The sequence below is a fragment of the Pseudomonas sp. LM13 genome (genome assembly GCF_041381355.1).
Lineage (GTDB): Bacteria > Pseudomonadota > Gammaproteobacteria > Pseudomonadales > Pseudomonadaceae > Stutzerimonas > Stutzerimonas frequens.
Window position 1 is genome coordinate 1 of sequence record NZ_JACBXH010000051.1, and the last position, 23,737, is coordinate 23,737.

Annotated in this window: 21 protein-coding genes and 1 tRNA gene; 6 read left to right on the forward strand and 16 right to left on the reverse strand. The window is 62.4% G+C overall.

Going from position 1 to position 23,737, the window contains the following annotated elements:
* Positions 1-203 (forward strand): OprD family outer membrane porin (locus tag HZR81_RS21190; RefSeq protein ID WP_500129197.1); only part of this gene is annotated, 203 nt, incomplete at its 5' end.
* A 122-nt stretch (positions 204-325) separates the two neighbouring features.
* On the opposite strand, the gene HZR81_RS21195 is transcribed toward HZR81_RS21190, so the two are convergent.
* The 3 genes from HZR81_RS21195 to HZR81_RS21205 all read right to left on the reverse strand — a co-directional run bounded on the left by HZR81_RS21195 (position 326) and on the right by HZR81_RS21205 (position 3,297).
* Entirely contained in the window at positions 326-487 is a 162-nt protein-coding gene (locus HZR81_RS21195; RefSeq protein ID WP_014597539.1) for a hypothetical protein, read from the reverse strand.
* Positions 488-650: 163 nt separating this feature from the next.
* On the reverse strand, positions 651-860 hold the full coding sequence (locus tag HZR81_RS21200) for a hypothetical protein (RefSeq protein WP_106442248.1): 210 nt from the start codon (positions 858-860) through the stop codon (positions 651-653).
* Positions 861-1,110: 250 nt separating this feature from the next.
* Positions 1,111-3,297 (reverse strand): P-loop ATPase, Sll1717 family, encoded by a 2,187-nt coding sequence (locus HZR81_RS21205; protein WP_260465536.1) that lies wholly within the window; start codon positions 3,295-3,297, stop codon positions 1,111-1,113.
* 235 nt (positions 3,298-3,532) lie between these two features.
* Between HZR81_RS21205 and HZR81_RS21210 the strand changes: the two genes are divergently transcribed.
* Entirely contained in the window at positions 3,533-3,826 is a 294-nt protein-coding gene (locus HZR81_RS21210) for an excalibur calcium-binding domain-containing protein (protein WP_125856756.1), read from the forward strand.
* An 83-nt stretch (positions 3,827-3,909) separates the two neighbouring features.
* Here the strand turns inward: HZR81_RS21210 and HZR81_RS21215 are convergent.
* The 5 genes from HZR81_RS21215 to otsB all read right to left on the reverse strand — a co-directional run bounded on the left by HZR81_RS21215 (position 3,910) and on the right by otsB (position 7,981).
* Positions 3,910-3,986 (reverse strand) — tRNA-Met (locus HZR81_RS21215).
* A gap of 174 nt (positions 3,987-4,160) precedes the next feature.
* On the reverse strand, positions 4,161-5,060 hold the full coding sequence (locus tag HZR81_RS21220) for a DMT family transporter (RefSeq protein WP_102839702.1): 900 nt from the start codon (positions 5,058-5,060) through the stop codon (positions 4,161-4,163).
* Positions 5,060-5,704 (reverse strand): carbonate dehydratase, encoded by a 645-nt coding sequence (gene can / locus HZR81_RS21225; protein ID WP_020308441.1) that lies wholly within the window; start codon positions 5,702-5,704, stop codon positions 5,060-5,062. The genes HZR81_RS21220 and can overlap by 1 nt, the downstream gene beginning before the upstream one ends.
* Positions 5,705-5,773: 69 nt before the next feature.
* Entirely contained in the window at positions 5,774-7,189 is a 1,416-nt protein-coding gene (otsA, locus tag HZR81_RS21230) for an alpha,alpha-trehalose-phosphate synthase (UDP-forming) (protein ID WP_500129198.1), read from the reverse strand.
* A gap of 15 nt (positions 7,190-7,204) precedes the next feature.
* The gene (otsB, locus tag HZR81_RS21235) at positions 7,205-7,981 is read right to left on the reverse strand and encodes a trehalose-phosphatase (protein WP_500129199.1); all 777 of its coding nucleotides are present in this window, start codon (positions 7,979-7,981) and stop codon (positions 7,205-7,207) included.
* A gap of 190 nt (positions 7,982-8,171) precedes the next feature.
* On the opposite strand from otsB, the gene HZR81_RS21240 reads away from it, so the two are divergent.
* Positions 8,172-8,723 carry a hypothetical protein gene (locus HZR81_RS21240; RefSeq protein ID WP_500129200.1) on the forward strand — a complete coding sequence of 184 codons (552 nt, stop codon included), beginning with the start codon at positions 8,172-8,174 and terminating at the stop codon, positions 8,721-8,723.
* 377 nt (positions 8,724-9,100) lie between these two features.
* On the opposite strand, the gene rimI is transcribed toward HZR81_RS21240, so the two are convergent.
* The 5 genes from rimI to HZR81_RS21265 form a co-directional block, all read right to left on the reverse strand.
* Positions 9,101-9,553 carry a ribosomal protein S18-alanine N-acetyltransferase gene (gene rimI / locus HZR81_RS21245; RefSeq protein WP_014597543.1) on the reverse strand — a complete coding sequence of 151 codons (453 nt, stop codon included), beginning with the start codon at positions 9,551-9,553 and terminating at the stop codon, positions 9,101-9,103.
* A gap of 9 nt (positions 9,554-9,562) precedes the next feature.
* Complete coding sequence (locus HZR81_RS21250) at positions 9,563-10,363, reverse strand: energy transducer TonB (RefSeq protein ID WP_500129201.1); 801 nt, start codon at positions 10,361-10,363, stop codon at positions 9,563-9,565.
* Positions 10,360-11,904: a 2-isopropylmalate synthase gene (locus HZR81_RS21255; RefSeq protein WP_063540385.1), complete on the reverse strand. Its 1,545-nt coding sequence runs from the start codon at positions 11,902-11,904 to the stop codon at positions 10,360-10,362. The genes HZR81_RS21250 and HZR81_RS21255 overlap by 4 nt, the downstream gene beginning before the upstream one ends.
* Positions 11,905-12,222: 318 nt before the next feature.
* Entirely contained in the window at positions 12,223-13,461 is a 1,239-nt protein-coding gene (locus tag HZR81_RS21260) for a saccharopine dehydrogenase family protein (RefSeq protein ID WP_500129202.1), read from the reverse strand.
* A gap of 26 nt (positions 13,462-13,487) precedes the next feature.
* Entirely contained in the window at positions 13,488-14,585 is a 1,098-nt protein-coding gene (locus tag HZR81_RS21265) for a carboxynorspermidine decarboxylase (RefSeq protein ID WP_500129203.1), read from the reverse strand.
* A 298-nt stretch (positions 14,586-14,883) separates the two neighbouring features.
* Between HZR81_RS21265 and mksB the strand changes: the two genes are divergently transcribed.
* The 3 genes from mksB (at position 14,884) to mksF (ending at position 19,829) form a co-directional block, all read left to right on the forward strand.
* Positions 14,884-16,125, forward strand: coding sequence for an Mks condensin complex protein MksB (gene mksB, locus HZR81_RS21270; protein WP_500129204.1), 1,242 nt, complete (start codon positions 14,884-14,886; stop codon positions 16,123-16,125).
* Positions 16,126-16,314: 189 nt separating this feature from the next.
* On the forward strand, positions 16,315-16,998 hold the full coding sequence (gene mksE, locus HZR81_RS21275) for an Mks condensin complex protein MksE (RefSeq protein ID WP_500129205.1): 684 nt from the start codon (positions 16,315-16,317) through the stop codon (positions 16,996-16,998).
* Positions 16,995-19,829 (forward strand): Mks condensin complex protein MksF, encoded by a 2,835-nt coding sequence (gene mksF, locus HZR81_RS21280; protein ID WP_500129206.1) that lies wholly within the window; start codon positions 16,995-16,997, stop codon positions 19,827-19,829. Before mksE ends, mksF begins: the two co-directional genes overlap by 4 nt.
* A 77-nt stretch (positions 19,830-19,906) precedes the next feature.
* On the opposite strand, the gene HZR81_RS21285 is transcribed toward mksF, so the two are convergent.
* The 3 genes from HZR81_RS21285 to HZR81_RS21295 are packed head-to-tail and all read right to left on the reverse strand — an operon-like array spanning position 19,907 to position 23,475.
* Positions 19,907-22,216 (reverse strand): PqiB family protein, encoded by a 2,310-nt coding sequence (locus tag HZR81_RS21285; RefSeq protein WP_500129207.1) that lies wholly within the window; start codon positions 22,214-22,216, stop codon positions 19,907-19,909.
* Complete coding sequence (locus HZR81_RS21290) at positions 22,209-22,832, reverse strand: paraquat-inducible protein A (protein ID WP_500129208.1); 624 nt, start codon at positions 22,830-22,832, stop codon at positions 22,209-22,211. The genes HZR81_RS21285 and HZR81_RS21290 overlap by 8 nt, the downstream gene beginning before the upstream one ends.
* Positions 22,819-23,475 carry a paraquat-inducible protein A gene (locus tag HZR81_RS21295; RefSeq protein ID WP_500129209.1) on the reverse strand — a complete coding sequence of 219 codons (657 nt, stop codon included), beginning with the start codon at positions 23,473-23,475 and terminating at the stop codon, positions 22,819-22,821. The genes HZR81_RS21290 and HZR81_RS21295 overlap by 14 nt, the downstream gene beginning before the upstream one ends.
* Positions 23,476-23,737: the final 262 nt, after the last annotated feature.

The following is a 23,737-nucleotide window of genomic DNA, read 5'->3' on the forward strand; positions in this document are numbered from 1 at the left end:
TCTCCGGCGACAACGTCGACCGTGGCGCCGGCGCCAGCGAAGGCAAGACCTGGGAGCGCAACACCGACATCGCCTACGTCATCCAGAGCGGCCCGCTGAAGAACCTCGGCTTCAAGCTCCGCAACGCCACCACGCGAAGCAACTTCCAAAGCGATCTGGACGAGAACCGCTTCATCGTCAACTACAGCCTGCCGCTCTGGTAAACACCCACGCCGCAGCACCTCTCCTCGTTGGACTTCGCCGGGCTTGCGCCCGGCTTTTTTCGGGCATGAAAAAGGCGACCCTCGGGTCGCCTTTTTCATATTCCGCCGCCTTGCCTCTCGGCTCAGCTGTGCTTGGTATTACGCCGCAGAATCTCGTTCACCCGCTCCGCGGTATACACCCGCTTCGCCTCGTCGCTCGGCTTGTGCCGAACATCGAGCATCACACCCGCACTGATTGCCAACACACAAACGACCACCGAGACCGCCGTCAGAAAGGTATTCATCGCACGCCCTACTGCATAAGAAGAAAGCTGCAGGCGGGGTCGCCCGCCAAATGGCGCGATTCTGCGCCGCGCCAAAGGTAGCGTCAACGGCAAGAGAAAGCGCCACAGCCCGCTGATAATGCGGCCCTCACACGAATCAGTTCGCCCGCTATCGCCCCAATCTTCACGGCACCGCTATCTGCAGCCCGCCCAAGGCGAACCGCGCAAACACCGCCCAACCCACGGCGCTGATCAGACCCAACGCCAGATAACCCACCACAATTCCCAACGCGATCTGCTTCCACAGCCCTGCATGGGGATCACGGTTGTAAACAACCGGCTCCACGGAATGAACATCCCGCTCGGCACGAATCTCATCGAAACGGTCACGCATGGTTTACCTCGGTAAACGAAACAGCAAACAGAAGGAACGAAAAAAGGCGGCTAGCTTTGGCCAGGCGCCTTTGGATGTCTAGTGGGTGCCGCTGGACGGGCGAGCGGAGCATTATGAATCACCGACGTAGCGCCCCAATGAGCCAGACAGCCCAATAAATCGAGCCTTTCCGCCCTCCCCTCGCCGGCTAAAACCAATCCTTCCCAGAACGCACGCCCATGTAGTCACTCACTTAACAAGCAGAATACATCTATTTTTTGGGGCTTTTTTTTCTGCTACGAGAGCTTTTTAGGCCAAGATAATTGGTCTCATATGTACTCAGGAGATTCCACATCTGGCGATCAATTGCATCATGCTTTTCAGGGCTTCTTAACTTATGCAGTAATTTGCATAAAAATTTTGCTGGAAGCTTAATAACAAGGGCTCCGTGCGACGTATGCATCTCCTTCGTCCAGTCAAGATCCTTGCCACTACTCAGCGTCTCATCGCCATCTCTGTTTATAATAAAACCCAACTTACCGTAGGACCCGCAAAGATAAGACTGTAACTGGCGATACTCATCCCCTCCCAGCTCTTGAAAGTTCTTAGCATCAAAAACCACATTTCTTACCTTATAATCTTGAAGCACTCGAGTCCAGAACTCGGACTTTCCTCTATTAGTACCTATTATATCTCTACGCTGAACCGCTGCCCCATTCGGATGAAGCTGAATCCCAGTCAAATGCGCGGCAAATACAATCTTTAATGTCTCTAGGCACCAAGATTCAAATTCCCTGTCTCCTTCACGACCTAACGGGATTTTATCCAGAGCACTGACGATTTGACCAATTCTAGAATTTCGAATACCAGGGTTATCCGACTCAACCTTGATATCATACTCATCATTAATCTCTTCAGCTTCTTCAGGAGAAAAAGCATTCTTACTCAAATTCAGACCTAACCAATAACATGGATGCACCAAGATACGATCTGAGTTCTCGAACCCCTTATCTGGCGTCCTTCCATCATGGCAATATGAGAAACATGCGTTATGGTGATCATGAACACCAAGAAATCCAATACTATATAGCGACTGTAGCAAACCACTCGGTTGAAGCAGTCGCGCCTCAGATAGACTTAGCTGATCTCCACTTTCCTCCAGCTCAGCCACCGCATCTTCAATTTTTTTTAGCGCCGCATTCACCGACAGTTCTGGCTCACCATTCTTAAATGCATTTGTTATAGCTTGAATTGGCGGAAAAATCTTTTGGTATTCTTTCCATAGATCCTCAAGTCGCGCTACGGAAATAGACCTTGCCGCAAACTCTAGATCTTCTACAATTGCAGTTGCTCTCCCCTGCCTGAATGAGCAAAAGAATGCTTCATTAAGCAACGACAAAAGATCACGGGGCCGGTAGAGCGTAAACTGCAAACATTTTTTAAACCCCTCTCTACCTTGGAGCTCACCTGCCGTGCAGCGATCCCAAACTCGCTGATCTTTTTCAATGTCCAAATGAAATGAAATCTTCATCCGGCTTGCTGCAAGCAAGAGCAACTGAGCCCAGTCCCAGTGCAACCTAATAGCCTGCCCTTCAATGTTCCTTGAATAGTCCGGATCTTCTTTAGCTAAAGCCCTGAAGATATTGTCTCGCAGGAATATTATAGGCCTAACAAGTTCCGTCTTTTGGTTTAATTCGATTGCCGCATAAGCAAGCCCGGCAATAATTCCAATACCAATCGCATCTGGCTCGTACCCTTCATCAAGGCGATCCATTAGGATTACCACTCGACGATCCGCACTCTTAAACAGCCTTAAAATCCTGTCCTCGACGCTTGTAAGCTCTAAATTAATAGGGAGATCTCCAATTGCCTCTTCTGGGGATTCCGATGAAAGAAATTTCTTTGCAATATTGCGGCACTTCGTAAGAAATGGACCTTTTGTCTCGTTCCACCTAGCCACATGAGCCAACAGCAGCTCATCTTTTTCTACTAAGTGGCCAAGCTTATAATGGTTCGCGATATAACTCGCCATCTCCATAAGCATCGCATAACGCCAGAGCATACGTGTTGCCGCTCTAGCCAAATTGAAAGACCCAGAGAATGGCTTTAATAGTGAGCGAAATCCTATTATCTCTGTATCCTCGGGAGAAAACGAAAGCGTTATTACTTTCTTATCTTTCTCCCAATGTTTCTTCAGCTGAAGAAATAAAGCACTTTTTCCTGTACCCCGTCGCCCAACTACAACGGTGCGATCATCAGACTCAATTAGTGCTCTAAAGTCAGCGGTTTCAATGAATGCATCTGAGAGCATCCTATTGTCGTTTTCAGCAGTGGTATCACCCAGGGGGTTTGTTCTCATTGCAGAAACGGCGGCTGTCATCCCTTCGGCTCCGATTTTTTTATTTTTTGTCAGCGCAGCCTCTTTCTGGATCTGCGCCCTATTGTCATTAGCTACCATTCCTCTCCCCCGTGTTCTTGCCCAGGCCGAGAAGAGTGATAATGACAGCAGTAGTCACTTGGAGTCCCATAGCTCTAATCCTTGCCTTTATTCCTTGGAAAAAGGGGACAGATTTTATTTTCAGCGTCCCGCCGTTACCAGCCTCGAGCGTTGCGCCGTCAAACACCAAACGTTGCGTGCTGCCGCGCGATTATCTACTGTCTGCGCCTCTGGACAATAGCCGAAAGGACTCACGATGAAGAACCTGCTGATTGCGCTAATGATCGGTGTGGCAGTTTGGCATTTTTACCTGAAGCCTGATGCAGGGCAGACCGCTGCCTCCACGGCTTATCCCGCATCGTCAGCCTCATCTAATGCGCCTGCTAGTTTTTCTAAACCAGCAGCACGCGCTTACTCATGCGATGGGCGCACGCACTGCTCGCAGATGCGATCCTGCGAAGAAGCGACGTACTTTCTTCGGAATTGCCCTGGCACGACGATGGACGGGGATATGGATGGCGTTCCGTGCGAGCAGCAGCATTGCCGCTGAAGCGGGGCGAGTCTGGCGGGCGGCAGTCACCAACCCCAAAAACAAAAAAGGCGGTTAGCTTTCGCTAACCGCCTTTCTGTGTCTGGTGGCTACACCGGGACTTGAACCTGGGACATCAGCATTATGAATGCTGCGCTCTAACCAACTGAGCTATGTAGCCAAGTGGCGCGCATTATTCTCTGGTCGGTTTGGGCTGTCAACCCTGCCTCTGCAGATTTTTTATCCTTTTCAAACGGTTAGTTACGAACGGCGGGGGCGCCTAGCCCGGGTCGCCTATGTCGGGCGCCTATCTCGAACCGCGCAGGTGAAGCCGCCCAAGTCGAATGCCACGGACTTAGCGGAACGACGGCCGCGTGGCCAGCAGCAGGCCGGCGAAGATCAGGGCGCCGCCGATCCAGTGGAAGGTACGTAGGGCCTCGCCCAGCAGCAGCCAGCCGAGCAGCGCGGTGAACACGGGCATCAGGTACATGACCATGGCTGCCCTGCCCGCACCGACGATCCTCACCCCATGGTTCCAGCCGACGTAGGCCACCAGCGAGGCGAACACGGCGGTGTAGCCGATGGCGGCGAGGTTGCTCGGCGTGAGGGCGAAGCCCCCTACCCGGCCCAGCTCCAGCAGGTAGAACGGCAGGATCAGCGGCAGACCGAGCAGCATCAGCACGCCCAGCAGCACCAGCGGCGGCACCAGCAGATGCCTGGCCCAGCGACGCAGCAGCAGCGTATAGAGCGCCCAGGCCAGCACGGCGAGCAGCATGATGAGGTCGCCGCGCTGGAACGACAGGCTGGCGAAGGTCTGCCAGCTGCCGCGGCTGATCAGGTAGAGCAGCCCGCCCGCCGCCACGGCCATGCCGAACCAGGCGCGGCGCAGCGGCCATTCGCCGAGCAGGAAGCCCGCGCCGATAAAGGTCGCCAGCGGCAGGCAGGTGTTCACCAGGGTGAGGTTGATCGCCTCGGTGCTTTGCGCGGCGGTATAGAGCAGCGAGTTGTAGCTGGCGATGCCCATGGCGGCGAGCACCGGCAGGCGCCAGCCGGCGGCACGCAGGGTGGCGCGGTGCGTCCAGATGCCCTTGGCGACGAAAGGCAGCAGCAAACTGGTAGCCAGCACCCAGCGCCAGAACGACAGGCTCAGCGGCGGGATACTGTCATGGAAGGCGCGGCCGACCAGGGCGTTGCCGCTCCAGCACAGCACGGCGATAAGCAGACCGGCGAAGGCCGGGCCCTGACGCGCACTCATCAGACTTGGCGCGGCGGGCGCAGACGGTATTGCGAGGGCAGCTGGTCGAGCCCGCTCACCGTGACGTTGAGATTCTTCCACAGGCCATCCTTGATGCCGTAAATGCAGCCGTGCACGGCGAGCGGCTGCCCGCGGTGCCAGGCGTTCTGGACGATGGTGGTGTGACTGACGTTGGCGACCTGCTGGATGACGTTGAGCTCGCACAGGCGGTCGACCTGTTCTTCCTCACTGGCCAGCTTGGACAGGTGCACGCGGTGTTCGTAGTAGAGGTCGCGGATGCTGCGCAGCCAGCCGTCGATCAGGCCCAGCTGGTCGTCGCGCATGGAGGCGCGGACGCCGCCGCAGCCGTAGTGGCCGGTGACCAGGATGTGTTTGACCTTGAGCACGTCCACCGCGTACTGGATGACCGACAGGCAGTTGAGGTCGGTGTGCAGCACGACGTTGGCGACATTGCGATGAACGAACAGGTCCCCCGGCAGCAGGCCGACGATCTCGTTGGCCGGCACCCGCGCATCGGAACAGCCGATCCACAGGTACTCCGGCGTCTGCTGGCGGGCCAGTTTCTGGAAGAAATCCGGGTCTTCTTCCTTGATGGCTTCGGCCCAGCGGGCGTTGTTCTCGAACAGCGGGTCCAGTTCGCTCATCTCATGTGTCCCTGTGGGTCAGCTCGGCACCTTACGAGTCGCTGCAGGCTTTTGACAAGCCGCCGCGGCTCACTCGGGTTCGACCAGCTCGACCTTCTTCGCCCGCTGAGCACTGGGTTGCGAGATGAACGAGCGCAGATCACGCATGAAGTTGTCGCGCCAGGCGTCCAGGTCGGCGGCGCGAATGGCGCGCATCAGGTGCTCGTAGCGATCCTTGCGTTCGGCCAGTGACATGTTCAGCGCGCGGTCGAGCGCTTCGGCCATGCCGACGCAGTCGTACGGGTTGACGATCAGCGCCGAGGTCAGTTCTCGGGCCGCGCCGGCGAAGCGCGACAGCACCAGCACGCCGGGGTCTTCCGGGTCCTGGGCGGCGACATATTCCTTGGCGACCAGGTTCATGCCGTCGCGCAGCGGGGTGACGAAGCCGACGTCGGCGGCGCGGAACAGGCCCATCAGCACGCGGCGGTCGTAGCTCTTGTTCAGGTAATGCAGCGGCGTCCAGTCGAGGTCGGACATGCGCCCGTTGAGGTGCCCGGCCTGGCTCTCCAGCTGCTCGCGGATGTGCTGGTAGGTGCGCACGTCGGAGCGCGAGGTTGGCGCGATCTGCAGGAACTCGACGTTGTTGCGGTGCGCCGGGTAGCGGTCGAGGAATTCCTCGTAGGCGCGGAAACGCTCCACCAGCCCCTTGGAGTAGTCCAGCCGGTCGACGCTGATGATGGTCTGGCGGCGTGTGTCGGTGGCGCGGCGCATGGGATGCGCGCGGCCCTTGTAGCCTTCGGCGAGCTGCTGGATCTCGTCCGGCACCACGCCGATGGGGTAGACGCCGGCGCGGAAGTTCTGCCCATAGGCGGTCAGGCTGCCGTCCGGCTCGATGACGCCACGCACCTCGCGGGTGATGTAGTCCTGAAAGGCCAGGCGGTCGGTGTCAGTCTGGAAGCCGATCAGGTCGTAATAGCAGAGCGTCTTGAGCAGGTCGTTGTGCGGCGGGATGGCGGTGAGGATTTCCGGCGCCGGAAACGGGATGTGCAGGAAGAAGCCGATGCGGTTGCGCACGCCCAGCTGGCGGCAGGCTTCGGCGAAGGGGATCAGGTGGTAGTCGTGGATCCAGATGATGTCGTCGGGCCTGAGCAGCGGCATGAGCTTCTCGGCCAGCATGGCGTTGACCCGCCGGTAGCCGTCGTATTCCTCGCGGCTGTAGCGGGCCAGGTCGATGCGGTAGTGAAAGATCGGCCACAGCGTGGCGTTGGAGAAGCCGCGGTAATACTGGTCATAGTCGCGTTTGTTCAGCGGCAGCGTGACATAGGTGATGTTGCCGACTTCCTCGGTGTTGATGGCCGGGGTCGCGCTGACCTCGCCGCTCCAGCCGAACCAGATGCCGCCGGCCTGGCGCAGGGCATCGTAGACACCGACGGCCAACCCTCCGGCAGCCACCTTGCCTGCCTTGATCGGCGCGACGCGGTTGGAAACCACTACTAAACGGCTCATGGCAAAAATCTCGCTCTAGTCTGGTTTTGTTATGGGCTCGGCCGGTTCGCCGAGTTCGCTCAGCAGCTGTTCCAGCCAGCCGCCGACCGCATGTACCGATGGCAATCGCTCGCGAGCCTCGCTGGGCCCCTCGCCGACCTTGATGGAACGCCCGCCCAGCGCATTGACGGCGGCGAAACCCGCCTCGTCGGTCAGGTCATCGCCGACAAACACCGGGGTGCGGCCGGCGAATGGCACCTCCTCCATGAAGGCGCGGATGACTTCACCCTTGCTCGCCCCGCGTGGCTTGAGTTCGAACACGCACTTGCCGGGCTGCAGGCTCAGCACCTCGGCGTAGCGCTCGGCGAAATGCTCGGCGAGCTCGCGGGCGATCTGTTCCAGCTGCGGCGCCAGGCGAAAGTGCAGCGCGAAGGCGACGCCCTTGTTCTCCAGATGCAAGCCGGGGTGCTCGCTGCAGGCTTCGGCCAGCTCGCGCTGGATGCGGTCCAGCTGCCGGGCATCCAGCGCCAGGTTGCGCAACTCGCCTTCGGCATCCCGGCGCTCGGCGCCATGCACGCCGGCGGCGGGCAGTTGCAGCGGCGCCAGCAACGCATCGAGCTGTGCCAGGGGGCGCCCGGAGATCACGGCGACGGGAATCCCGTCAGCATGCAGTCGTTCCAGGGCCGCAAGGGTGGGCGGTGGAATGAAGACGAGCTCCGGGCGGGGCTGTATTTCAGCCAGCGTGCCGTCGACGTCGAAGAAGAAAGCGCAGCGCCGAGCCTCAGGCGCAGGTTGGTCGTTTTGATCGTTCATGCAGGTAGGACTCCGGATCACGCGCGGTGGTTCGTCCCATTTCGCTCGCCTGCCGGTCAGGTACTGCAGCCCGAATTCGCAGCCCATCAAGGATGGCCCCGGATGCCCGATCCGGCCAGCGGCGGACCTGAATCTTCATCGAGCCGCCGGGTCACAACCTGCAAGACCGATAGCCTGACAGGAGACGATCATGAGCGATCAGAAACCCTATACCCCGACGGAAATCGACGACACCGAGGACCGCATGGGCTCGATGGAGCCGCTCGACTTCGACCAGCGCCGGGACGAGCGCAAGGGCCGCATCGGCGATCAGGTGCCGGCCGAGGAAATCGCCGATCAGTTCCCGCCGGAGCGAGAGGCCGAGGCCGGCATGACGGTCGGCGAAGTGCCCGGCGGCGAGACCACCATGGATGACCTGGCGCCAGAGACGCAGATTCCGGACGACGGCTCCCGCTCACCCCGCGAACGCGGCCACGGCGGCCACGGCGGCCCGGCGGATCAGGATCTGAGCGTGGTGTCCGAGCACGAGATCGGCGCAGACGTGGACCTCGACGAAGCCGAGCTGGGCCGCTACGACCCGCTGGACGGCAAACCCTGGGACGGCCCCGCCAAGGGCGACGAGGACACCGGCCTCAGCGGTGGCGACGCGGTGCTGCGCGAGGACGACAGTGTGCTGTCGGACGATGAACTGGAGGGCGACGCCCCGCTGGATTCAGGCCGGGACAAGCGGCCGGGGCAGTGATCGGGCCGCTTGCCGCGCCTGAACGTCGGGTGGAGTCTAGTCGTAGGGTGGATGTCGATTTTTACATCCACCTTGATCTGAGCATGGTGGATCGGTGAAGCGTGATCCACCCTACGAGGACAGCAACAGTTTGAGATCGGGAACCGCGAGTCGTGGAGTCCGCTAGCTCCCAGCCCAAGCGCCGCAGCCTCGGGCCGCGCAGCAATCAGTCCAGGGGTCGTACGATTTTTACATCCACCTTCCCCAGATCACGGTGGATCGGGGAATCGTGATCCACCCTACGATCTGGCAGCTGTAGGGTGGGCTTTAGCCCCCCCGGGAAACGCCGCCTCATGGGCCAGCGGACTGAGCTACCGTCCGCCGGGCTGAACACGCCGTCAATCCAGCAATGTGCAGGCCATCACCAGCGCATCTTCGCGGCCATCGGCCGAGGGATAGTAGGCCCGGCGACGGCCCACTTCGTTGAAGCCGTACCGCTCGTAGAGGCGGTAGGCCGGCGCGTTGCTGGCGCGCACCTCGAGGAAGCATTCGCGGCCGCCGCGCTCGCGGGCGCGCTGCATCAGGTGCTCCAGCAGGCGCAGGCCGAGGCCGCGGCCCTGGCTCTGCGGCTTGACGGTGATATTGAGCAGGTGCGCCTCGTCGAGGATCACGTTGATCACGCCGTGCCCGACCTGCTGCTCGCCCTCGAACATCACCCAGCACTCGTAGGCAGTCAGGGCATCGTTGAAGATGCCGCGGGTCCAGGGGTGGCTGAAGGCGGCGTATTCGATCTTCAGCACGGTTTCGATATCCGCCGCTGTCATCGGGCGAAAGCTGACTGCATCACTCATCACGCGTACTCACGAACCTATGTGCCAGCGCGGCATGCTGCGGCGCATGGCCTTCCACAGCTCGGCCTTGGCGGCCGGCTGTTCCATCAAGGCTTCCAGCCCCGGCATCGCCAGGGCGCGACCCAGCCCTTCCACGGCCACCTCGCGATAGCAGTTGTCAACGTCCACTTCGCCCGCAAAGCGCAGGGCCGGGCGACCGATCAGCCAGATGCAGTCGCAGCCCATCTGCTCCAGCTCGGCGGCCATCACACCCTGCACGTAATCGCGCGCAGCCTCGGCGCCCTGGTCAAGGCTGCCCTTGTGCAGCAGCGGCCAGCGGATCGGTTCGCCGTCGCCGACCTGCTGCGGCTTGTCCGGCAGCCGCGCGGCGCGCAGCAGGTCCTTGAGCAGGATGTAGGCCGGGTCACGACTCTGGAAGGATTCGCCGGTGGGCAGTTCCACCACCAGCAACACGTTGCCGGCGCGCAGCAGCTGCAGGGAGAAGCGCGGCGGCGGCTCGATGGCGCTGGCGGGCTCGGCGGCGGCCTCTTCGCCAGGGCTGTCGGTCGCGGCCACGGGCTCCGGCATGGCGATACGCGGGCGCGGTGCCGGGGTCGGTTCGACGGTCGGCGCCACGGCTGGCCGCTCGACGACCGCCGCAGCCTCGACCTCGGCCACGGGCGCGACGGCGGCCGCGGGCTCCGGCTCGGCAACCGGCGGCTGCAGCAGCTCGAGCCGCGACGGGGCAGCGAACGGCAGCTCGGTACGTGGCAGCCAGCTGGCTACCTGCATGGCGTCGAGGTAGGCCCGACGCCGGGCTTCACTGATCAAACGCCTTCCACCTGTGGATGAGCCTTGGCGCCGACCTGCATCAGGTTCAGCGCGTTGAGATAAGCCTTGGCCGAGGCGACGACGATATCGGTATCGGCGCCGTTGCCGTTGACGATGCGTCCGCCCTTCTCCAGTCGCACGGTCACCTCGCCCTGGGAATCAGTGCCCTGGGTGATGGCGTTGACCGAATAGAGCTGCAGGGTCGCACCCGACTGGGCGACCGCTTCGATGGCCTTGAAGGTGGCATCCACCGGGCCGGAGCCTTCGGCCTGGGCGCTGCGCTCCGCTCCATCGACGCTGAGCACCAGCTTGGCTTCGGGCGTGGTGCCGGTCTTGCTCGCGACTTCCAAGCTGGCCAGCTTGAAATGCTCGGGCGCCTCGTCGGCCAGCGTGTCGGAGACCAGCGCCTGCAAGTCTTCGTCGAAGATTTCGTGCTTCTTGTCCGCCAGCTCCTTGAAGCGGGCAAAGGCAGCGTTCAGCTCGTCGCCTTCCAGAGCGATGCCCAGCTCCTCCAGGCGCGAACGGAACGCGGCGCGGCCGGAGTGCTTGCCCATGACCATCTTGTTGGCGTTCCAGCCCACCGACTGGGCGGACATGATCTCGTAGGTTTCGCGGTGCTTGAGCACGCCGTCCTGGTGGATGCCGGACTCATGGGCGAAGGCGTTGGCGCCGACGATGGCCTTGTTCGGCTGCACCGGAAAGCCGGTGATGCCCGAGACCAGGCGCGAGGCGGCGAGGATGTGCTCGGTCTCGATGCGGGTATGCACGCCGAGCAGGTCCTGACGGGTCTTGATCGCCATGACGATCTCTTCCAGCGCGGCGTTGCCGGCACGCTCGCCGAGGCCGTTGATAGTGCATTCCACCTGGCGCGCACCGGCCACCACCGCGGCCAGGGAGTTGGCCACGGCTAGACCGAGGTCGTTATGGCAGTGCACGGAGAACACCGCCTTGTCGGCATTGGGGATGCGCTCGAGCAGCTGGCGGATGGTGTCGGCGTACTGGTGCGGAATGGCGTAGCCGACGGTGTCCGGAATGTTGATGGTACGTGCGCCGGCGTCGATGGCAGCCTCGATGATTCGGCAGAGGAAATCGATCTCCGAGCGCCCGGCGTCCTCACAGGAAAACTCCACGTCGGCGCACAGGCTGCGCGCCTTCTTCACCGCGCGCACGGCCTGCTCGACCACCTGGTCTGGCTGCATGCGCAGCTTGTACTGCATGTGGATCGGGCTGGTGGCGATAAAGGTGTGGATGCGCCCGGAGTTGGCGCCGGCCAGCGCTTCGGCAGCGCGTTCGATGTCGGCATCGACGGCGCGCGCCAGGCTGCACACGGTGCTGTCCTTGATGTTGTCGGCGACCAGCTTCACCGCGGCGAAATCGCCGGGGCTGGCGATGGCGAAGCCTGCCTCGATCACGTCTACCTTCAGCCGCTCCAGCGCCCGGGCGATGCGCAGCTTTTCCTCACCGGTCATGGACGCACCGGGGCTCTGCTCGCCGTCGCGCAGGGTGGTATCGAAGATGATGACGCGATCGTTGCTGCTCATAGGACTGTCCTCACGGCTGCCGAGCGCCTCTGACAGGGCGCTGTAGTGGGAGGATTGTCGCGTGAAATGGACGGGGCGGGAAGGCGCAGCTGCGTTTGGCTTGGGTTGTCGTCGCGTAGGGTGGAAAACCGCGAAGCGTTTTCCACCAGCGTTCCCCCTCGGTGGAAAAGCCTTCGGCGTTTTCCACCCTACGAGCGCCCACGTTGGCCGTAGGGTGGATGTCGCTTTTTACATCCACCGCTGCGCCGCGTACAAAGTAAAAGGCCCCGCTAACAGAGCAGCGGGGCCTTTCGTACTCACGTGCAGCTCGTAGCTGGGTTACTGATCCCAGGGGCGGTCGCCGCGCTCATCCTTGATCCGAGTCGGCAGGCCCATCACGTCGAGCAGCTTGAGGAACGGCTGGGCCGGCAGTTCTTCGACGTTGACCATGCGCTTGGCATCCCACTCGCCACGGGCGATCAGCAGCGCGGCGGCGACCGGCGGCACGCCGGCGGTGTAGGAGATGCCCTGACTGTCAGTCTCGGCGTAGGCCTCTTCATGGTCAGCCACGTTGTAGATGAACAGCTCGCGCGGCTGGCCATCCTTGGTGCCCTTGACCAGGTCGCCGATGCAGGTCTTGCCGGTGTAGCCCGGCGCCAGCGAGGCGGGATCAGGCAATACAGCCTTGACCACCTTGAGCGGGACCACTTCCAGGCCCTCGGCGGTGCGCACCGGCTGCTCGGAGAGCAGGCCGAGGTTCTTCAGCACGGTGAAGACGTTGATGTAATGCTCGCCGAAGCTCATCCAGAAACGGATGTTCGGCACGTCGAGGTGCTTGGAGAGCGAGTGCACCTCATCATGACCGGTCAGGTAGAGGTTCTGTTCGCCCACGACCGGCAGGTCGTCGGTGCGCTTGACCTCGAACATGCGGTTGGTCGTCCACTGGCTGTTCTGCCAGCTGTAAACCTGACCGGTGAATTCGCGGAAATTGATTTCCGGGTCGAAATTGGTGGCGAAATACTTGCCGTGGGAACCGGCGTTGACGTCGAGGATGTCGATCGACTCGATCTTGTCGAAGTATTCCTGCTGCGCCAGGGCGGCATAGGCGTTGACCACGCCCGGGTCGAAGCCGGCACCGAGGATGGCGGTGATGCCCTTTTCCTGGCATTCGGCCAGGTGTTTCCACTCGTAGTTGCCATACCACGGTGGCGTTTCGCAGATCTTGCCCGGCTCTTCATGGATCGCGGTATCGAGATACGCGGCGCCGGTGTCGATGCAGGCGCGCAGCACGGACATGTTGAGGAAGGCAGAACCGACGTTGATGACGATCTGCGATTCGGTTTCACGAATCAGTGCCTTGGTCGCTTCCACGTCCATGGCGTCCAGCGCATAGGCCTTGATCTCGCCGGGCTGCTTGAGCCCGCCCTTGGCTTGCACGCTGTCGATGATGGCCTGGCATTTGGAGATGTTGCGCGACGCGATAGCAATACGACCGAGTTCGTCGTTGTGCTGCGCGCACTTATGGGCCACCACCTTGGCGACACCTCCTGCACCAATGATAAGAACGTTTTTCTTCAATTGTTTCACCCCCTTGTACTGCGGCCTCAGGAAAGGCTGGACAGGTAATCGTTAAAGTCGAACTCACGAACCACCTCGACGCTGCCGTCGAGCTGCTTTACCACGATGGACGGCATTTTCAGGCCGTTGAACCAGTTTTTCTTGACCATGGTGTAGCCTGCCGCGTCGATGAACGACAGCCGATCGCCGATGGCCAGCGGGCGATCGAATTGGTACTCGCCGAAGATATCGCCGGCCAGACAGCTCTTTCCGCACACCATGTAGGTGTGTTCGCCGCCTGAGGGCGCCATCTTGGCGTTGAGGCGATAGATCAGCAGGTCGAGCATGTGCGCCTCGATCGAGCTGTCGACCACCGCCAGGTTCTTGCCGTTGTACAGGGTGTCGAGCACCGTCACTTCCAGCGAGGCGCTCATGGTGATCGCCGCTTCGCCGGGCTCCAGGTAGACCTGCACGCCGAACTTTTCCGAGAACGCCTTCAACCGCGCACAGAACGCATCGAGCGGATAGCCTTCGCCAGTGAAGTGGATGCCACCGCCGAGGCTGACCCACTCGACCTGTTGCAGCAGATGGCCGAAGCGCTCCTCGATGGTGGTCAGCATCTGGTCGAACAGCTCGAAGCTCGCGTTCTCGCAGTTGTTGTGGAACATGAAGCCGCTGATCTTGCCGATCACCGCCTCGATCTTCGCCGGATCATGCTCGCCCAGGCGGCTGAACGGCCGCGCCGGGTCGGCGAGCAGGTAGTCGGAGCTGCTGACCTGCGGGTTGACGCGCAGGCCACGGATGGTGCCCTCGGTGCGTTCAGCGAAGCGCTCCAGCTGGCCGATGGAGTTGAAGATGATCTTGTCGCAGTTGGCGACCATCTCTTCGATCTCGTCATCGGCCCAGGCCACGCTGTAGGCGTGGGTTTCGCCGGCGAACTTCTGCCGGCCGAGCTTGAGCTCGTACAGCGACGACGAGGTGGTGCCGTCCATGTACTGCTGCATGAGGTCGAACACCGACCAGGTGGCGAAGCACTTGAGGGCCAGCAGCGCCTTGGCGCCGGACTGCTCACGCACGTAGGCGATCTTCTCGAGATTGCCCAGAAGCTTCTGTTTGTCGATGAGGTAATACGGCGTCTTGATCATCTGTTCGTGCCCCGAGGGAGTCGCCGGCGGACCCGACAGCTCGCTTTTTGCAAAAAAGTGCGAATTGTGCCGGGAACCGACAGAGATCGAAATAGCACATCGATACTTCGTCACGTTTGGTGACGTTTGGTCTTGCCGGGCGAGCCGCCGAATGCAGCCAGACTAACCTTCTGGCGATGACGTTCAGGTGACTCGGCCGTGCGTGCCGCAAGGGCCTCGTCCGATTGTCTGCGCGTCCATCATGCAGGCCCCAATGCAGTACAATCGGCGCTTTTTCATTGGCTGGACTGGCGCCACGATGATCGAACCCAAGCGCGTACTGCGTGCCCTCGCCGAACACTGGACGTTGCTCGAGCCGCTGTGCGAGCGTTTCGACGCCGGCACCCTGAGCCTGGTGGAGTTGCGCCATCAGCTCGCCGCACAGCTACCCGAAGGCACGCCCACCGACATCACCGCCCTGCTCGACCAGTGGATCCGCCTGGACATCCTGGTACCGGTGGCCAAGAGCCCCAACCGCTTCGAGCTGAACGCGCAGATCCACGACTTTCTCGCCTACCTGCGCCGCGAGCACCGCCTCGGCCTGTGCCTGGAGATCGAGGCCTATTTGCGCCACCTGGAGCGTCTGGCCGGGCATATCCTCGATGCCTTCGAGATTCGCGATGGCAACGACCTGGCACGCCAGCTGCGCCTGCTCGACATGCGCGTGCGCGACGTGTTGAAGAAGCTCGACAACGACGAACAGGCCCTGGTCGCCGTGGCCGACCGGGCCAAGACCAGCGACCGCCAGATCCCGCTGCGCCAGCGCTATGCCGAGGTGCTGGCGACCTGGGACGAGTACGTCGAGCCGATGATCCAGCTGGTGTCCGCCGACGGCGCCTTCGAGCAGGGCGTGCACCGCGTCGAGCAGGTGCTGATGAAGCTGCTCGGCGAGCAGCAGCGCCTCGGCCAGCTGGTGGACGACGACCTCTTGCTGCGCACTCATGCACGCATCCTGGAAATGCAGACCACCGCCCAGCTGACCCTGCGCAAGGCCCGCGAGCTGCTGCTGCCGCTGCGCGAGGAAGCGCGTCGGCACAACGCCGTGACCCGAGGCGCGGCGCTGGCGCTGTCGGCGATCCGCAAGAAGGGCCTGGACGCCGTACCGCAGGCCTCGCTGCCGCTGTTCACCCGTCCACAAAGCACCTTTCTCGGCACCGCCAGCCAGGTCGAGGCCTACGTCTACGCCCTGGCCCGCTTCGAGCCGAAGCCGGCGCAGTTCCCGCGGGCCAGCGGCAAGCGCAAGAGCGAGCAGCCGCGCGCACCGCGCACCGCACGGGAGATGATCGAGCGTTGCCAGCAGGCACTGCCGCTGCCGGACCTGATGGCCTGGCTGCTGGAACAGGAACCCGAGGGCGCCACCGACGAGCTGCTCTACTGGTTCTCGCGCCTGTCCCGCGACAGCCGCTTCCAGCGCGATCGCCTGGAACGTCGCGAGTACCTGACCCGCGAACACCGCGTCAGCCTCAGCTCCTTTGCGCTGGTGGCCAATGCCAATGATTGAGCTATTCGACCGCCCGGAGGGATCGTCCGGTGGAAAAGGCTTCGCCGTTTTCCACCCTACCGCTAGCCCCACCTTCGCGACCAAACCTGGCGTAGGGTGGACTACGCGCAGCTTGTCCACCTTTGCCAACGCCAAACTTACCAGTGGAAAAGGCTTCGCCGTTTTCCACGCTACGACAGAGCCACATCTATGAACATCGACCTCAAGGAAATGACCCAGCTGGCGCCGATCTTCCGCGAGCTGTTCAAGGGCTATCACCTGTCGCGCAGCGAGCCGGAGCCCTACGCGCAGCTGTCGAACATGCAGGACCAGTACCGCGCACTGTTCAAGGCGCTCGGCTTCGAGCTGGTCTGCGATCCGCGCGGCTTCTACTACTTCGTCCCGGAGCAGATGGGCACGCAGGTGAACAAGACCGCCCAGCGCCTGGCGCTGTTCACCTTCATCCTCGTCGAGCACCTGGCCGACCAGGGGCGCGACCCGCTGGCCGTGCTCGATGGTGGCAGCCTCGGTCGCGATGAACTGCCGGCGTTGCTGGACAAGTACCGCGACCTGTTTCTGCAGGCCGAAGTCACCACCCAGGAAGAGCTGGAAGAAAAGGTCATCCGCCGCCTGACGCAGCTGGGCTTCGCCGAGGACAGCAACGGCGTCTACCGCTTCCTGCCGCCGATGCACCGTTTCCTCGACGTCTGCCTGTCGGTGCAGCAGGACCGCGATCTCGCCGCCAGCCTGCACAGCAGCGACCTGCCACTGCCCGCCCCGGAGCTGATCGCCGAGGACGAGGGCGACATCATCCTCATCGAGGAAGCGGCCGAAGAGTCGGAAGAAGACGCCTTGGCCCGTGCCATCGCCGAAGAAAAGGAGCTTGAAGCATGAGCCAGGAACGCTACGGCATCCGCCGCTTCGCCCTGCTGAACACCGCCGGCTATAGCCTCGGCATCTTTCCGCTGGAAAACCCGCTGTCGGTCTACGGCGCCAACAACCTCGGCAAGTCCGCGTCGATCAACGCGCTGCAGTTCCCGATCCTGGCGCGCATGTCGGACATGAGCTTCGGCAAGTACAGCCTCGAGCAGTCGCGCAAGTTCTACTTCGCCTCGGACACCAGCTACATCCTCGTCGAAGTCATGCTGCCCCACGGCCCGCATGTGATCGGCGTGGCCGGCCGCGGGCCGGGCGGCGGCTTCGGTCATCAGTTCTTCGTCTACCAGGGCTCGCTGGACCTCGACCATTACCAGCAGAACGGCACCTGCCTACGCCAGCGCGAGCTGTTCGCCAACCTCGAACGCGCCGGCATCAAGGCCTACGAGGCCAAGCCGGACGAGCTGCGCCGGCTGCTGGTCGGCGGGCATACCTCGATCCCGCTGGACATGACGCTGATCCCGCTGCGCTCAACCAGCGAGCAGAGCCTGAAGACCTTCCGCGCACTGTTCATCAACCTGCTGCATATGCGCGAGATCACCGCAGCGAAACTCAAGCAGCTGTTCCTCGATGCCTTCGAGCACAGCCTGCGCTCGGGCAGCGTCGACTATATCGCCGCCACCGAAGAAGCCTTCCGCGACGTGCGCCGCATGGAGCAGGACTACCAGGCACTGGTCGCCGCCGGCCCGCTGGTCGAGGCGCTGGCGGCCGGCGTAGCCCAGCGTGAGCTGCTGCGCGGCAAGCTGCATCGCCTGTCGCCGCTACTCGACAACCTGCTCGGCACCTGGCACGACTACGCCGATGCGCGCAAGGAAGAGCTGGTGATCCAAGCCGAGCATTACCGGCGCGAGCAGGACGGCCTGCAGAACGAACAGCGCGGTTCGACTGGCGAACTGATGCGTCTGGAGCGCGAGATCAGCGAAATCCAGCGCTGGCTGGGCGAGCTGGCGGTGCTGAAGAACCGCTTCGCCCTGGTCGAGGATGCCCATGTGCTGGAGCAGCAGCTGCTCGCCGCCAAAGACGCCCATGACGAGCTGGCCGGTGCGCTGGCGCAGTCCCGCCAGTTCTCCAGCGAAGACCTGGACGAGCGCCTGCGTGATCTGGAAAAACGCCTGAAGTCGGTCCGGCAACAGCTCGATCATGCCGACAACAACAGCTACTCGCGTTTGCGCGAAGAGTTCTCCCAGGGCGATGTGGATCGCCTGATGCGCCTGTTCAATGGCCAGCTGTTCAGCCTGCCGCTGGGTGAAAAAGGCATCAGCGCCGAGGGCGACGACTGGGTCAAGGCCGTGGAAGCGGTGCTGGATCGTTTCAAGGGCGACACCTTCTCGGTGCCGGGCCTGTCCATCGACCTCTCGCATATCGAGCCACCGGCGCTGCAGGCCCTGGCCGACCGTGCCGCCCTGCGCGACCAGAAGGATCGCCTGGAGCGCGAACTCAAGCAGCTCAAGACCCAGCATGCGGTGGCCGTCGACCGCGCGGCGAGCAAGGCCCAGGCCGAGGCGCTGTATCAGGCCGTGCTGGATGCGCAGAAAGCGCTGGAAGACTTCCGCCGCAGCCAGACCCTGGCCGCCGAGGAGCCGGCGAAGCTGGAGCAGCTGGCCCAGGCCGAGGCCGCCCAGGAAGAACTCAAGCGCACCAGTGACGCCTTCGCCGAGCGCGTACAGCACCTGTCCGCCAAGCTGCAGCTGGTCGGCCGTCAGCTGGCCGATCTGGAAGCCAAGGAGCGCACGCTGGAAGACGCCCTGCGACGTCGCCAGCTGCTACCGGCAGATCTGCCGTTTGGTACGCCTTACATGGATCCGGTGGACGACTCGCTGGACAACCTGCTGCCGCTGCTCAACGACTACCAGGACAGCTGGCAGGCGCTGCAGCGCGTCGACGGTCAGATCGAGGCGCTGTATGCCCAGGTGCGCCTGAAGGGCGTGGCCAAGTTCGACAGCGAGGAAGATCCCGAGCGTCGCCTGCAGCTCTTGGTCAACGCCTACGCCCACCGTCAGGACGAGGCGCTGACCCTGGCCAAGGCCCGCCGTGCCGCGGTTACCGACATCGCCCGGACGCTGCGCAACATCCGCAGCGACTACGAGAGCCTGGAACACCAGCTCGCGCTGTTCAACCGCGAGATCAACAAGCGTCAGGTTTCCAACCTGGCGAGCTTCCGCATCGTGCTGGCGCCGAACAAGGATGCGCTCAAGCACATCGACCAGATCATCCACAGCGCCGGGCAGTACGAGGAAGGCGAGACGCTGTCGGTGTTCGATCTGTCCCAGTCCGCCGAGCAGGACGCGAAGAATGAAGAAGCCAAGGAGTATCTGGCGCGGCTGGTGGCGGCGAACAACAACCAGCTGGGTTTGAAAGACCTCTTCGAGCTAGCGTTCGAGATCACCAAGGTCGGCGGCCAGCCAGTGATTCATACCGACATCGACGGTGCGGCGTCCAACGGCACCACCATGACCATCAAGGCGCTGACCAACATGTACCTGTTGCTGCACCTGATGGATCGCGAGCAGGCCGGGCGCATCCGCCTGCCCTACTACCTCGACGAGGCGGCGGACATCGACGAGCGCAACCAGCAGGCGCTGATCGAAACCAGCCTGCAGCTCGGCTTCGTGCCGATCCTCGCATCGGTCAAGCCGCAGGTCTCGGCCCATGTCGCCATCGACCTGGAAGGCGGCAGCGGGCCGGCCGGCATCTACATCGACGAGGCGGACTGGAAATACATCAGCCGCCGCGAACCGGTTGCCAGCGAGCACACTGCTTCAGCCCAACGGACCGAAGAACCAGCCTGATGTTCCACAACGAAAAAGGGCCCCGGAAGGGGCCCTCTTCATGTGTCGCAGGGGGCTTGGCCCTCCAGCAACGCCTGTCATCTGTCGCCGGCGGCTCGCTCCAGTTCGATCTTCGGTGCCCAGCCGAACCACTCGTCCTGCGGCTCCTTGAACAGCGCGAAGGTCTGTCCCGGCAGCGCCCGGCGTCCCATCTGCTCGCCCTCTGGCGTGGCGAAGGCGACGCCGCCCTCGAGCAGCGACTCCAGCGAATCGGTGCGCAGGCTGGCGCCCTTGAACAGGCTGAAGTCGACACCGAAGCCACTGGTTTCCCAGAAGCGGGTGCCAGTGTGCACCAGGGGCGCGTAGCGCGGCTCGATGACGACGCGGATCAGTACGCGATCGGCGTTCTGCCCCAGCTCATAACCGGTGACCTCACCGACTTTCACCTCGCGGTAGGTCACCGCGTTACCCGGCTTGATCGAACCCAGCCGGGCCGCGCTGAGCACGAGGCTCAACCCTTCACCAGCCTTCTGTGGCTCCCGCTCCTGGCCGGTGAAACGCGTTTGCACGCTCGCATCCGCCTTGCCCGGTGCCACCTCTAGGTACGGGCCGCTGACCAGCGTATCCAGATTCGCCGTACGCATGATGCCGAGCTCCGGCCGAACGACCCAGAACTGGGTGCCGGCGCGGGTGATGCGCGACTCCGCTGCGGTGATGCGGGCACGCAGCACGACACTCTGCAGGTCATCGCTCAGCGTGACAGTGTCCACCTGCCCCACGGCCAGCCCCTTGTAGCGAATGGGCGTACCGGCACTCAGTCCATCGCCACGCGCCAGGCAGATCTCGATCGGCGTCCCGCGCTGGATTGCACTGTCTCTGTCCTTGTGCAAGACGAAGCGCGGCACCTTCCTCGTCCCGGCGGCCTGCGGATCGGGCGTTTCGAAGGCGATACCGCCGGCAAGCAGGCTCTGCAGCGACTCGCTGCGCACCTCGATTCCAGACAAACCGCCGCTCAGCGAGATGCCGCTGGCATTCCAGAACCGGCTCGAGCTGTTCACCAGGTTGGCGTACGGCTGTTCGATATGCACGCCCACCACCACCTTCTGCTGGTCGCGAGAGAACTGGTAGCTCTGTACCGACCCCACCCGGACCTGCCGGTAGAGCACGGGACTGCCGACGTCCAGCGACCCCAGACTGTCAGTCGTGAGCACCAGATGCAGCCCCGGGGCACGAATATCCAGCGGCGGCGCCTTGGGGCGGGCGACGAACTCGCGCTTGGGCGAGCCACCTTTCTCGCCGGGCCGAACGGCGATGAAGTTGCCTTTCACCAATGCTTCGAGACCGGTGATGCCGCCCAGCGAGATGGACGGCTTGACCACCCAGAAATCGGTATCCTCGACAAGGTAGTCCTCGAACAGCGGATCGACCGAAAGCTCGGCGCGCGCCCCCTTGAGGTCCGAGTCGATATCCAGCTTTTTCAGCAGACCAACCTGCATGCCGTTGTACATCACCGGCGTGCGCCCGGCCTGCAGCCCATCGAAATCCTGCAGCGCGACCACGGCCTTGATCCCCGCCTGGGCTGCGTCGAAATCCTCGTAGAGACGGAACGGAATGTTCGGGTCGGTGGCCGGGCTGTCCTTGCGGTGCGCGGGCGTGGCGAAGGCGATCCCCCCGGCGACGATACTGGCCAGGGACTCGGTACGGAACTTCACGCCGGTCAGCCCTGCGTCGACGGTGATGCCACTGGCGTTCCAGAAACGGGTGTGCTTGCGCACCAGGTGCGCATACTCCGGCTGGATATAGAGCTGCACCTCCACGGTGCTGTCATCCTCGGCGAGCACATAGTTCTTCACCTGCCCCACCTGGATCTGCCGGTAGAACACCGGGCTGCCACGATTCAGCGAGCCGAGGCGCTCGGCCTTGAGTGTCAGGTGCAGGCCGATGCGACTGTCGGACATCGGCGGTTCCTCCGCCAGCGCGACGAAACGCTTGGTCGGCTCGCCATCGGCTGGGCTCATACCGATGTAATTGCCCGACACCAGCGTCTCCAGCCCGGTGATCCCGGCCAGTGTGACGCTGGGCTTGACCAGCCAGAAGCGCGTGCCGCTTCGCAGATAGCCGTCGACATCCTTGTTCATTTCGATATCGGCGACCACGACCTGCCGACGGTCGTCATCTTCCAGCCGCAAGTCGCGTACGACACCGATCGTCATGCCCTTGTAGAGCACGGACGTCTTGTTGATTTCGATGCCTTCGGCGCTGTCGAACACCACCTCGATATGGATGCCGCGTTCGCTATACGCCTGCCAGGCCAGCCAGGCGCCGATGGCCAGCGCGATCAGCGGCAGAATCCAGATGGCCGACCAGCTGGAGGCCGGACGTGTATTGGCTTGTGGCAGGTCAGTCATGCTTGTTCCCGGCTTCCGTGTTATCCCAGATCAGACGTGGGTCGAATGTGATGGCTGCGAGCATGGTCAGGATGACCACGCTGGCGAACGCGACGGCGCCAAATCCCGCTTCGACGCTGGCGAGACTGCCAAAATTGACGATCGCCACCAGAATGGCGATGACGAAGATATCGAGCATGGACCAGCGCCCGATCCATTCGATGAATCGGAACACCAGAATGCGCTGTCGCGGCGACATCGGGTGATGCCTTTGTACCGAAATCAGCAACATGGCGATCCCGACCAGCTTGAACGTCGGCACCAGAATGCTGGCGATGAACACCACCGCCGCAATCGGAAACATGCCGTGCTTGGCCAGCGTGACCACGCCGGACATGATGGTGTCGGGCGTCCCGCTACCGAGCATGCGCACCGTCATGATGGGCAGCAGGTTCGCCGGCAGGTAGAGCAATGCTGCGGTGATCAGCAAGGCCCAGGTGCGCGCGATGCTGTTGGGCCTGCGCATGTGCACACGCGCTCCGCAGCGGCTGCAATGCTGATGTTCGATACCTGGTGTGGTGCGATTCAGCTGGTGGCATTCGTGGCAGACCATCAGCCCGGCATCAGCAGCGCGCATCGCGACGCTCCGATAAGGCTTCCCAAACCTGGTGCGGTGACATAACCAACTCCAGCCACACCTGCACCACCAGGAGCCCGGCAAAGCAGGCCAGGCCGACGCCAAGGCTCAGCTCCGCCATGTCACGCAACTTGATGATGGAAACCAGGATTCCGAGCAGATAGACCTCGAGCATCCCCCACTCGCGCAGATGGTGATAGAACCGGTAGAGCAGCAGCCCCAAGGGCTTGGCCCGATCGATGGCCATGCAGAGCAACACGGCGAGCTGGCACAGCAGCTTCATCAACGGCACCGCCATACTGGAGAGGAACACCACCACGGCGATGCCCTGCATGCCGCTGTTGTACAGGCTCAACACCCCACTCCAGACGGTATCGTGGGTGACTCTGCCAAGCAGGTTCAACTGCATGATCGACAGGAAGTTCGCAGGAAAGTAGAGCAGCAGAGCCGCCAGCACCAATGCCAATCCCGGTCCGACGATACGATGGCGCAGACGAAACAGCTCACAACCACAGCGGGGGCATTCGGCCACCTCGCCAAGGTTGAGCGTCGGCTTTGCCATCAACAGATCACATTCCGGGCAGCCTACGAGCTGCTCGATCGGAAGCTCTTCAAGTCTTGGGCTAGCAGCCGATTCCGGCATGAGGGATATCCGAGTAAAGCGCTTATCTTAAACGAGCGATACGCACTGCGGTGAGCCGTCAGGCGAGAGGGAAGATGCTCTTGAAGGCAGTTCGATCCAGTGCAGCGGGCAGCCGTACTTTTACCTCAACCGCCGCAGCGCCTTCACAGCCACCGGCTGCATCGGAGTAGCCGGCCTCGGTTCAGGCTCAGTTATGCGCGCCCGCTTTTCCGCGCCCCAAAAGCAAACCCCCGACCCGCTTACGCGGATCGGGGGTTTGGTG

What these genes read in the sequence shown, in the direction of transcription:
- HZR81_RS21195 (WP_014597539.1), bottom strand. Translation starts at nt 487, where the DNA reads ATGAATACCTTTCTGACGGCGGTCTCGGTGGTCGTTTGTGTGTTGGCA.
- HZR81_RS21200 (WP_106442248.1), bottom strand. Translation starts at nt 860, where the DNA reads ATGCGTGACCGTTTCGATGAGATTCGTGCCGAGCGGGATGTTCATTCC.
- HZR81_RS21205 (WP_260465536.1), bottom strand. Translation starts at nt 3,297, where the DNA reads ATGGTAGCTAATGACAATAGGGCGCAGATCCAGAAAGAGGCTGCGCTG.
- HZR81_RS21210 (WP_125856756.1), top strand. Translation starts at nt 3,533, where the DNA reads ATGAAGAACCTGCTGATTGCGCTAATGATCGGTGTGGCAGTTTGGCAT.
- HZR81_RS21220 (WP_102839702.1), bottom strand. Translation starts at nt 5,060, where the DNA reads ATGAGTGCGCGTCAGGGCCCGGCCTTCGCCGGTCTGCTTATCGCCGTG.
- can (WP_020308441.1), bottom strand. Translation starts at nt 5,704, where the DNA reads ATGAGCGAACTGGACCCGCTGTTCGAGAACAACGCCCGCTGGGCCGAA.
- otsA (WP_500129198.1), bottom strand. Translation starts at nt 7,189, where the DNA reads ATGAGCCGTTTAGTAGTGGTTTCCAACCGCGTCGCGCCGATCAAGGCA.
- otsB (WP_500129199.1), bottom strand. Translation starts at nt 7,981, where the DNA reads ATGAACGATCAAAACGACCAACCTGCGCCTGAGGCTCGGCGCTGCGCT.
- HZR81_RS21240 (WP_500129200.1), top strand. Translation starts at nt 8,172, where the DNA reads ATGAGCGATCAGAAACCCTATACCCCGACGGAAATCGACGACACCGAG.
- rimI (WP_014597543.1), bottom strand. Translation starts at nt 9,553, where the DNA reads ATGAGTGATGCAGTCAGCTTTCGCCCGATGACAGCGGCGGATATCGAA.
- HZR81_RS21255 (WP_063540385.1), bottom strand. Translation starts at nt 11,904, where the DNA reads ATGAGCAGCAACGATCGCGTCATCATCTTCGATACCACCCTGCGCGAC.
- HZR81_RS21265 (WP_500129203.1), bottom strand. Translation starts at nt 14,585, where the DNA reads ATGATCAAGACGCCGTATTACCTCATCGACAAACAGAAGCTTCTGGGC.
- mksB (WP_500129204.1), top strand. Translation starts at nt 14,884, where the DNA reads ATGATCGAACCCAAGCGCGTACTGCGTGCCCTCGCCGAACACTGGACG.
- mksE (WP_500129205.1), top strand. Translation starts at nt 16,315, where the DNA reads ATGAACATCGACCTCAAGGAAATGACCCAGCTGGCGCCGATCTTCCGC.
- mksF (WP_500129206.1), top strand. Translation starts at nt 16,995, where the DNA reads ATGAGCCAGGAACGCTACGGCATCCGCCGCTTCGCCCTGCTGAACACC.
- HZR81_RS21285 (WP_500129207.1), bottom strand. Translation starts at nt 22,216, where the DNA reads ATGACTGACCTGCCACAAGCCAATACACGTCCGGCCTCCAGCTGGTCG.
- HZR81_RS21290 (WP_500129208.1), bottom strand. Translation starts at nt 22,832, where the DNA reads ATGCGCGCTGCTGATGCCGGGCTGATGGTCTGCCACGAATGCCACCAG.
- HZR81_RS21295 (WP_500129209.1), bottom strand. Translation starts at nt 23,475, where the DNA reads ATGCCGGAATCGGCTGCTAGCCCAAGACTTGAAGAGCTTCCGATCGAG.